Annotated in this window: 10 protein-coding genes; 3 read left to right on the plus strand and 7 right to left on the minus strand. The window is 56.8% G+C overall.

The annotated features are described in order from the left end of the window. On the plus strand, positions 1-1,293 hold a 1,293-nt coding region (gene lepA, locus F8I07_RS09630; RefSeq protein WP_292658970.1), incomplete at its 5' end, for a translation elongation factor 4. Between the two features lie 66 nt (positions 1,294-1,359). Next, positions 1,360-1,809, plus strand: coding sequence for a hypothetical protein (locus F8I07_RS09635; RefSeq protein ID WP_292658973.1), 450 nt, complete (start codon positions 1,360-1,362; stop codon positions 1,807-1,809). Here F8I07_RS09635 and F8I07_RS09640 read toward each other — a convergent pair whose 3' ends face one another. The 4 genes from F8I07_RS09640 to F8I07_RS09655 form a co-directional block, all read right to left on the minus strand. Continuing rightward, positions 1,810-2,031, minus strand: coding sequence for a hypothetical protein (locus F8I07_RS09640; protein WP_292658976.1), 222 nt, complete (start codon positions 2,029-2,031; stop codon positions 1,810-1,812). It abuts the gene before it with no gap. Next, entirely contained in the window at positions 2,028-2,246 is a 219-nt protein-coding gene (locus tag F8I07_RS09645) for a DUF4177 domain-containing protein (RefSeq protein ID WP_292658978.1), read from the minus strand. Before F8I07_RS09645 ends, F8I07_RS09640 begins: the two co-directional genes overlap by 4 nt. Before the next feature lie 194 nt (positions 2,247-2,440). After that, positions 2,441-2,965, minus strand: coding sequence for a hypothetical protein (locus F8I07_RS09650; protein ID WP_292658982.1), 525 nt, complete (start codon positions 2,963-2,965; stop codon positions 2,441-2,443). Positions 2,966-3,221: 256 nt separating this feature from the next. Next, a complete protein-coding gene (locus F8I07_RS09655) occupies positions 3,222-5,174 on the minus strand; it encodes a M3 family metallopeptidase (RefSeq protein WP_292658984.1) in 1,953 nt (650 codons plus the stop codon). Positions 5,175-5,409: 235 nt separating this feature from the next. On the opposite strand from F8I07_RS09655, the gene F8I07_RS09660 reads away from it, so the two are divergent. After that, positions 5,410-7,113 carry a transporter substrate-binding domain-containing protein gene (locus F8I07_RS09660; RefSeq protein WP_292658995.1) on the plus strand — a complete coding sequence of 568 codons (1,704 nt, stop codon included), beginning with the start codon at positions 5,410-5,412 and terminating at the stop codon, positions 7,111-7,113. Positions 7,114-7,232: 119 nt separating this feature from the next. On the opposite strand, the gene F8I07_RS09665 is transcribed toward F8I07_RS09660, so the two are convergent. From F8I07_RS09665 to F8I07_RS09675, 3 genes are all read right to left on the minus strand, one after another. Next, positions 7,233-8,018, minus strand: a complete 786-nt coding sequence (locus tag F8I07_RS09665) for an alpha/beta fold hydrolase (RefSeq protein ID WP_292658987.1) — start codon at positions 8,016-8,018, stop codon at positions 7,233-7,235. After that, entirely contained in the window at positions 8,015-9,193 is a 1,179-nt protein-coding gene (locus F8I07_RS09670) for a tRNA pseudouridine(13) synthase TruD (protein WP_292658990.1), read from the minus strand. The genes F8I07_RS09665 and F8I07_RS09670 overlap by 4 nt, the downstream gene beginning before the upstream one ends. Before the next feature lie 99 nt (positions 9,194-9,292). Next, entirely contained in the window at positions 9,293-9,823 is a 531-nt protein-coding gene (locus F8I07_RS09675; RefSeq protein WP_292658993.1) for a UbiX family flavin prenyltransferase, read from the minus strand. Positions 9,824-9,923: the final 100 nt, after the last annotated feature.

A 9,923-nucleotide genomic window follows, 5' to 3' on the forward strand; every position in this document is an offset into this window, starting at 1 on the left:
AAAGAGCTCATCGACATGATCGTGGAGAAGATCCCCGCCCCTGCCGGCGATGAAGCGGCACCCGCCAAAGCCCTGATCTACGACAGCTGGTTCGACAACTACCTGGGAGCCCTGGCTTTGGTTCGCGTTTTCGAAGGGAAGATCGAGAAGGGGCAGAAGGTTCGGATCATGGGAATGGCCGAGGAGCACCAGGTCCTGGATCTGATGTATCCCCATCCCATCAAGCCGATCAAAACACCGGAACTCTCTGCGGGGGAGGTGGGGATCGTCGTCACCGGCCTCAAAACGGTCGAAGCCCTCCAGGTGGGTGATACCATCACCGACGCCAAACACCCCACCGCCGAGCCCATCGGAGGCTTCGAGCCCGCCAAACCTTTCGTCTTTGCCGGGATCTACCCCATCGAGACCGACAAGTTCGAGGATCTGCGCGACGCACTGAACAAGCTCAAGCTCAACGACGCGGCCCTTACCTTTGAGCCTGAATCCTCGGCGGCGTTGGGATCGGGATTCCGGGTCGGTTTCCTGGGGATGCTGCATATGGAGGTGGTCAAGGAGCGGCTGGAGCGGGAATTCGGCCTGGAACTCATTGCCACGGCTCCCAGCGTCGTCTATCGGGTCCAGCTCACCAATGGGGAGGAGATCACGATCCAGAACCCCTCGGAGATGCCGGACACCTCCAAAATCGAGACCATCTACGAGCCCTATGTCAAGGCGACGATCCTGACTCCCAACGATTACGTGGGCAATCTGATCAAGCTCCTCAACGACCGGCGGGGGATCCAGGTCAAGATGGACTACCTCAACGAAAACCGGGTTCTGATGGAGTATGATATCCCCATGAACGAAATCGTCATGGACTTCTACGACCGGCTCAAGACCGTCACCAAAGGGTATGCCAGCTTCGACTACGAGCCCATCGGCTTCCGCCCCGGAGATCTGGTCAAGCTCGATATTCGCGTGGCCGGTGAAGTCGTCGACGCGCTCTCGATCATCGTCCCCAAAGAGAAGGCGCGAAGCCGCGGGCTGGCCTTTGTGGAGAAGCTCAAGGAGCTGATTCCGAGACAGCTCTTCGAGGTGGCGATCCAGGCCAGTATCGGCAATACCATCATCGCCCGGAGCAACGTCAAATCCATGGGCAAAAACGTCACCGCCAAATGCTACGGCGGCGACATTACCCGGAAGCGGAAGCTGCTGGAGAAACAGAAGGCCGGGAAGAAGCGGATGAAAGCCATCGGCAAGGTCAATGTGCCACAGGAGGCTTTTATGGCAGTATTGAAAATTGATGAAAGTTGAGAGTAGTGCCATGTGTGACGTGCTAAGTGTGAAATGGGGCGAAGTAGCCGGTGTCAAGGTTCATCGATGACTGAATGGGCGTTTCATCTGCATCTGTTGATGGCGATCTCCTGGATCGGTGGGTCGGTTTTTATGTTCGTTTTGGGAATTTCGCTTCGGGACAAAAAGGCGCAACAGGAGGTCTATCCTCATGTCGGGCCGATTTTCGGATGGTTTGAAGTCGCTTCATTGATTATTCTCTTGACGACCGGTTTTATCCTGGGATTTCATTATCATCTTTTCGATCTGTTTCTACATCCCAATGGGAGCAAAATTTCCCATGCGCTGAGGATGAAAGCGATTTTGGTAGCGGTTTTGACGGTGGCAACAGTGGTACATTTCATCATCGCTTACAAGACCAACGGCAAAGAGCGGACGAAGTGGCAGCATTTCTTTTCCCGGGGCTCTTCGATGCTGATTTTTCTGCTCAACCTCTTTGTGATGCACTACGCCATTGTCTTGAGAGATATTCTCTGATCAATCCAGATATTTCTCTTTCTTCAGCTCTTTGTCTTTTTGAAGCTCCCTGAGAATCATCGCGACGATCCCGATGACCACCACCAGGACCGCAGCGGTGATACTGATTTTGAAAAAGAGCTTCCACTCCAGCCACTCATCCCAGACCTGGCCGATGAGCAAAACAGCATAAACAGCCAGGATCAGGGCCACCGCCACTCCTGCGATCTGCATGATCTTCATTGTCTCTTCTCCCTTTTCATGATGACGACATAGCCCTCCCGGCGCCAGAAGAGCAGCATCCGCCGGATATCCTTCTCCATCGTTACCACCTCCCAGCCTTCTTCGGCATTGGCGTTGAGGAACTGGGTGAAACGGATCGGATCGACCTTCGATTGTCCCAAAAGGAGGGACCCGAGCATCCCTTCCCGATAGAGGACGGCTTTGTATTCCAACATCTCGCTAACCCTTTCGTTTTTTTGCTGATTGCGTCCTCTGAAAAACCTCTGTCATTCCGGGCTTGACCCGGAATCCAGGGCTTGAAATACCCATGGGGCCGTGGATCCTCATCGAGTTCAGGATGACGATGAAGAATCTTTTCAGTTTTTCAGAGCACTCGATTATATCCAGAGATTGTGAAGGGATCGTGAGATCAGGGACGCAAATCTTCGCGCATCTGTTCGTAGAGTTTTTGGGGATTGAAACTGGCGATACTCTCGCCGGTAAAGCGGTGGGGCAGGTACTCGAAGAGGAAATAGAAGATCCAGATCATCGGGTAGAAGGCTTTGTACTCACGGCTAAAGGTTCGGAAGGTGTAGCGCTCACGGAACCAGCGAACGGCACTTTCGACACCGTTGTGATAGAGCAGCATCTCGATGGCAAAAACCAGTCCCCAGACCACATAGGTCATCCCGATCACCATCACCCCCGCTTCGACTCCGTAGAGCGAGACCGCCATGGCCAGAAAGAGGGCCATAAAGAGAGCGAAGGAGTGGAAGCCCAGCGCCGCGACGATCACCACAACGGAAAAGACGAAGAGCAGGGCGCCGAACATGACGATCGCTTCGATATAACTCTGCTCCTCTGCAAAGGTGGGGCTGGTCCAGGCCCCGGCCAGCAGCAGAAAAAAAGCACCGACGACAGCGAGGATAAAGTAGAGTTGGTCTTTCTTTTTCATCGGAAACACCGTTTTTGAATGAGGAAGCAATTTTGAGTGCGTAGTGGATGGTGGGTAGTGGGTAGATTTTGGATTGAGAATTGAGGATTGAGAATTGAGAATTTTTGGAAGCGGGACTTCAGTCCCGCACGATACAAGGCTGAAGCTCTGCCCCCAATGACCAATGACCAATGACCAATGACTACGCCAAAGATGCCCTCACTGCCGACTTCGCTCAATCGGCGATTGTAATGTTGAACTTGCTGCCCCCGCATCGCTAAGCCCTTATCCCATAGAGCCGTGTCAGCGACTCCAGCTTCGGTTTGCGTCCCAGCCACTGTTGGTAGAGGGTGCTCATCTCTTCGCTGCCGCCGCGGCTGAGGATATGCTCCTCATAGCCCCTTGCCATCTCCCGGTCGAAGTTACCCTCGTCATCGAGGCAGGCGAAGAAGGCGTCGGCGCTGAGGACCTCTGCCCATTTGTAGCTGTAGTACCCTGCGGCGTAGCCGCCGGCGAAGATATGGGCGAAGCCGTGCTGGAAGCGGTTGTAGGCCGGGGGCTTGAGCAGGGCGGTGCGCTCGCGGATCTCCTCCAGGAGCTTCTGGACCTCCTCACCCTGGTAGAGGCGCTGATGGAGGCGGAAGTCGAAGAGGGCGAACTCCAGTTGCCGGAGCATTCCCAGGGCCGCCTGGAAGTTCTTGGCCGCTTTGATCCTCGCCAGGAGATCCTCGGGGATCGGCTCGCCGCTTTGGTAGTGAAAGGCGAAACGCCGCAGGATCGGGGCTTCGTAGGCGAAGTTTTCCAGGAACTGGCTGGGGAACTCCACCACATCCCAGGCGACGCCGTTGATGCCGCTGACAGAGCGCTCCGGCACCCGGCTCATGAGGTGATGCAGCGCATGGCCCATTTCGTGAAAGAGGGTCACCACGTCGTCATGGCGTAGCAGGCTGGGCTGAGCGTCGCTGGCCGGGGCGAAGTTGCCCACGACAAAGGCGCTGGGCAGATGCTCGGCTCCCCGGCTGTCGACGAAGCGGGTCTCCCAGTCGTGCATCCAGGCCCCGCCGCGCTTGGAATCTCTGGCTTCCAGGTCAAAGTAGATCCGTCCCGAGAGCTCTGATCCCCGGTAGATGTCGAAGGGCCGTACCGTGGGGTGCCAGACGGGAACCTCCACCGCCTCGAAACGGAGGCCGAAGAGCTCGCTGACGATCTCCAGGAGCCCCGCCAGGACCCTTTCGCGTTCGAAATAGGGTTTGGTTTCGCTCTCGTCGAAGTCGTAGAGGTGCTTTTTGAGCTTTTCGCTGTAGTAGGCCACATCGTAGCTGGCCAGATCCTCCAGACCGTCCAGATCCTTGGCGAAGCGGCGCAGCTCCTCCAGCTCCGAGCGCCCCTGGGGCAGGGAGAGATCCACGAGCTTCTCCAGAAAATCGATCACCTCCCACTCGTCCCGGGCATCCCGGCTCTGGAGGGCGTATTCGGCGTAGTTGCCAAAGCCCAGCATCTCGGCTTTGCGCTTGCGCAGTTCGAGGATCCGGTCGATCACGGCGGCGTTTTCGGGAGCCCGGGTGGTATAGGCCCGGTAGAGCTCTTCGCGGAGCTTCCGGTTGGGACCATAGGTCATGTAGGCCATGTAGCTGGGGATCTGGAGGGTGAAACGCCACCGGGTTTTGCCCCCTTCCTCGAAGCGGGCGGCCGTCAAGTCGCTTTCGGGGATCCCCTCCACATCATCAGGATCCTCGATGATCAGCTCATAGGCCTGGGTGGCGTCGAGGAGGTTCTGGCTGAAGCGGTTGGAGAGTTCGCTCAGCTCCAGGTCGATGGCTTCGAGCTCTTTTTTCCGCTCCAGAGGCAGCTCCGCCCCGCTGAGGCGGAAATCCCGGATTTCATTCTCCAGGACCTTCTGCTGCTCGGGTGTGTGGGGACGGAGGCGTTTGAGTTTGGCGTAGAGGGCTTCGTTCTGGGCGATTTCACTGTGGAAACGGCTCAGCAGAGGCAGGGAGGCTTCGTAGGCCTTTTGGGTCGCTTCGGAGTTGAGGACGCTGTTGAGATGGGAGAGCGGCGTGAAGAAAAGGCTGCGCTCCTCGTCCAGATCCTCCATAGGCTTGAGGACCGCTTCGTAGTCGTCGCTCTCGCTCTGTGCCAGCGCATTGATCTGCTCTTTCTGTTGCCGGAGCAGGGCGTCGAGTTCCGTGGGAAAGGTCTCAAGATTCTCTAGGTGAAATTGGGCGAACATCTGCTTCCTTTTTGATGAATAGTGTATGAAAAAAATACTGTTATATGATTCTGATAAATATTGTCGGCATTGTAGCATAGTCGTATCATAGGCTTTGAAACTTTTCCAGACACTTTTCCATCCCTTTTCCTCTGTTTCCGGATGAAGAAAAAGAAAACGAAGATTTTTTCCGTCAAAAACAAGGAGCTTTGGATAGAATTTGAGATCTATTCTCGTTGGAAGTGGGTGTTTGCCGATGCGGACGTGGTGGCGGATCATTGCACTGTTGTCAATCCTGGCCTCGACGCTCTGGAGTACGGAGGAGCCTCATGGCCCTGAGATTCGGGCCGGGAAGGAGATGCTGAGTCAGAGTGAACGGGCCTTTCTCCGCAAAAAGCAGGCGATCCGTATGTGTGTCGATCCCCACTGGATGCCGATGGAGCATGTAGACAGCCAAGGCCGCTACGAAGGGATACTGGCGGACTTTTCCCGCCTGATCTCCCGGAAACTCGGCATCCCTTTCCGTCTGGTCCGAACACCGGATTATCAGACCAGCCGCCGCTATCTCAAAGAGGGACGCTGCGATATCATCATGGGGGAGCAGGCTACCCCCGAGGTGCTCAAGCACTATCTGGCAACCCGCCCCTACTATCGGGCTCCCCGGGCTTTCGTCACCCATGTGGATGCGACCCTGGTGCACAACTTTTCCCAGATCGCCCATTCGGGACCGGTGGGGGTGCTGAAAAACTCCCCGGCCGAGACGCTGCTTCCCAAACTCTATCCCGGCATCCGACTGGTGGCGATGAAAGACGGGGATGCCGGGTTGAGAAAGGTGGCTTCCAAAGAGCTGGTGGCTTTTGTCAATATCATTCCCAGTCTTGTCTATTCGATTCAGCAACAGGGCCTGAGCAATCTCAAGATCGCCGGAACCCTCCCTGACGAAGTGAAGCTCTCGATGCTCGTCAACAAAAACGAAGCTCCCCTGGTCCCCATCCTGAACAAGGCGATCGGAAGTATCAGCCAGCAGGAGCGTCAGAAGATTCTGAGCCGATGGGTTCAGATACGCTACGCGGCCCATCCGGACCATACGGGGCTGATTCGCCTGCTCCTTCTCCTGGGGCTGCTTTCGGTGATTCTCCTGGCCTGGCTCTATCACACCCGCCGCATGCACCGTGCCTTGCAGCAGGTTCACCGTGAACTGGAGGCGAAGTTCCAAAAAGAGCTGGAAAAGAACCGTCAGCATCAATTGATGCTGCTGCAGCAGAACCGGCTGGCTCAGAAGGGGCAGATCCTCAATATGATCGCCCATCAATGGCGCCAACCCCTCAATACCCTCTCCATCGCCTCACAACTCTGTCTTTACCAGATGCGCAAGGAGTCGGGTAACAATGAGATATTGGATCATTTCGAAGAAAAAAGCCGATCCCTGATCGAGCAGATGTCCAAAACGATCGACGCGTTTCGTGATTTTTTCCGCCCGGAAAGATCAAAAGTCCGTTTCAGTGTCAATCAGGTCATCGAAGAACTCTTTCCTATGGTCCAACCCCTCTATGAGCAGCGGGGTATCGAGCTGGAGTGGGAAACCGAAGAGGGGATCTTCTATGTGGGCTACCCCAAAGAGCTGGGCCAGGCGTTGCTGAATATCCTCTACAATGCGTCCCAGGTGATCCGGGAACGCGGAATAGAACGGGGCCGGGTCGAAGTGAGCCTCCGAAGAGAGGAAGATCAGATCCTTTTGGAGATCTGCGACAACGCCGGAGGTATCTCTGACGAGATCATCGGTGAGATTTTCGATCCCTATTTCTCCACCAAAGATTCCAAAAACGGCACGGGATTGGGTCTCTATATGAGCAAATTGATCGTCGAGGAGCATATGGGAGGGCGTCTGGAGGTTTACAACGGTGTCGAAGGGGCCTGCTTCCGGATTCGTTTTCCGCTGATCGAATCTTCGGGAGATTGAACCATCCGGAATCCAGGACCGGGAATCCCCATAGATGCCCTGAGTCCTGAATCGAGTTCAGGATGACGAAGTCATAACGGATAAGGTTCTTTTATCACCGCGTCAAAAGTTTGAGGTAGTTACTTGGTGCGGTGATAGTCATCGGTTGCCTCCAGGAACTTCTCCAAAACCCTCGCAAAATCGGGGTGGGTGATGATGTCGGTGTGGTTGCTTCCGGGAAGGATCCGTACCGTGACTCGGCTTCGGTGCAGGCTGTCGATAAGATGTAGGGAGTTTCGGCGGGGAATGACTCGGTCGTGCTCCGCCAAAAGAACCAGGGTCTCTGCCTTGACCTCCGGCGCGTAACGAAGGCTCTCGAAGGGGTCCTTGATGATGAGGCGGACGGGAAAGAGGGGGTAGCGCCGCTGACCCAGGGCGGCGATGCTGTCGTAGGGAGTGATGAGCACCAGCCGTCCGACGGTCCGACGGGCGGCCAGATAGACTGCGACCCCGCTGCCCAGACTCCGGCCGATCACGTCGACCTGACGGTGATGGGGGGCGAGGGTATCGTAGAGTTTCAAAGCCATCTCAAAAAGAGCTGCCTGGGAGGGGGTGCCTTCGCTGCGTCCATAGCCTGGGTAGTGGGGGAAATAGAGGGTATGTTTCGGCAGCATCGCCGCCAGGGTATCGGGATCTTCCCAGTAGTGTTCCGAATTGCCGGGGAAATAGATGAGGCCCTTCGTTCGCCCTTCGTTTCGCACTTCGATCCGAATCCTCTTGCCGCCTATCTCGAGGAAAAATCCGTGCCTGGCCGGCGTCTCGCCGGTGGGATGAAAGAGAATGGAGCGCTGGGAGAGATAGAGCCAGGCCAGAGCTCCCAGATAGAGCAGGAGCAGGAGGAGCAGTCCCCAGGCCAGCATCTTCATCGTTCGCGTCTCTTCCTGGATAGGTTTTTCCGGGTGGGCGCTGTTTTTCCCTGAGCGCTTTGTGACTCGGTTTTCTTGGAATCAGATTCGGGTTTAGGAGCCAGAGAACGCTGGGCCAGCTCCTCCAGCAGGGTCGTGGCATAGGCCCCGGGAGGGAGAGCGAACTCCAGCTCCAGTGCTTCCTGATCAGGAAGGATCTTTCCGTTCAGATTCTCGGGCCGGATCCAGGCATCCCGCCGGTCGCCGGGCAGGGCGGTGAGCTCCTCGTCGTCCCAGGGGGCCTCCAGGTGTCTTGCGTCGGAGCGGGCCCGCCAGACTTTGGTCCCGGGAAGCAGCCCGGTGACCGTGAGGCGATTCCGGGTGAAGGCATGGGCATCCTGCAGCGGATCACGGCAGCTGAAGAGTTTTTGCCCGTCGGGAACTTTGCGAAGCAGATCCCCCTGAAAAAGTTTGAAAAAACCCGGTTGGGTACGCAGTGCCCGGATCAGCTCCTCGGGCCACTGCAGGCTTTTGGCCGCCTCGGCTTCGCTTTGGGTCGCGATGATTTGCGAGGCGCGAACCCGTTCCGAGAGCCAGCGGTTGAAGAGATAGCTCTGCCAGGCGGCCACCAGGAGCTTTTCGCGGCTCCCTTTGAGCCGTTTGCCGCTTTGGGCGATCTGGCGTCCCTGTTCCCAGCTGCGGCCATCCTCTCCGAAGCGCTGATAGCCGAAGTAGTTAGGGATGCCGGAGCTTTCAAACTTCTTCGCCTGCCCGATCAGCCGTTCCGCTTCTGAGGGGGTGATGCGGTCGAGCAGGATGCGGAATCGGTTGCCCCGCAGGGCTCCCATTTTGAGAGGTGTACGGTCCCTGCTCACCTCCAGTAGCTCGATGCGCTCGGTTTTGAGGTTTTTGAGCTCTTTTTCGTAGCGGGCGGGGAGAGTAAAATACTGGATCGCCGTCGCGGCCTTGTCCTTGAGCCCCGCATAGCCGATCTGGCGCTCCTGCGCTCCCGTGGCCTTTTGCAGGACACTCAGCAACCGCCAGGTGCTCAGATCCCGCTTGAGGATTTTCAGCCGGAGGTATTCTCCACGGCCGGTGGGTGGGTTGAGAGGGATCTCCTCCACATGGAAACGCTCGACACTCTGGTAGAAACGGAATGAGAAGGGCTTGAAGCCCTCGATATGGGTAGGTTGCATGGGGGGATTATACAGGATTTATGATGGAAGATGGAAGATGATATTTTTTCCCTGGTTCCCACCGTCCCCGGTGGGAACTGGACAGTTACTAGTTGCCAGTTACTCGTTCCCCTCCCATCGCCGATACAACTGATGCTCGATCCCCAGCAGGTCATACCATTTGCCGATCCAGAAGCGCTCCATGGCCTCCAGGGAGTCGTGGTCGCTGTAGTAGCCGGGCACCGGCGGGGCGATGTGGACGCCGAGGCGGGAGAGTTTGAGCATGTTCTCCAGGGCGATGGAGGAGAAGGGCATCTCACGGGGAGCCAGGAGGAGGGGTTTGCGCTCTTTGAGGGCGACGGCGGCGGCGCGGGTGGTGAGGGTATCGGATATACCGCAGGCGATCTTGGCCAGGGTGTTCATGGAGCAGGGGATCACGGCGGTGGCGTCCACTCCGAAGGAGCCGCTGGCGATGGCGGCGGCGATGTTGTCGTCGCTGTGGAGAGTGATATTGCCCCTCTCGTGCTGCTGGACGGTCCGGGCGTTGTCTGAGAAAATCACATGGGCTTCGATCCCGTCGGGGAGCCAGCGGACAAACTTCTCCCCCAGCTCCACACCGCTGGCTCCGGAGATGGCGACAGCTATTTTCATCGCGAAAGCTCCGCTTTCGAGTGAATAGTGAATAGTGAATAGTGAATAGTTTTGGTTGGTGAGGAGTGAGGAGTGAGGAGTTTTTGTAGCGTGGGATTGC

The sequence above is a fragment of the Nitratifractor sp. genome, assembly GCF_015487065.1.
Taxonomy (GTDB): domain Bacteria; phylum Campylobacterota; class Campylobacteria; order Campylobacterales; family Sulfurovaceae; genus Nitratifractor.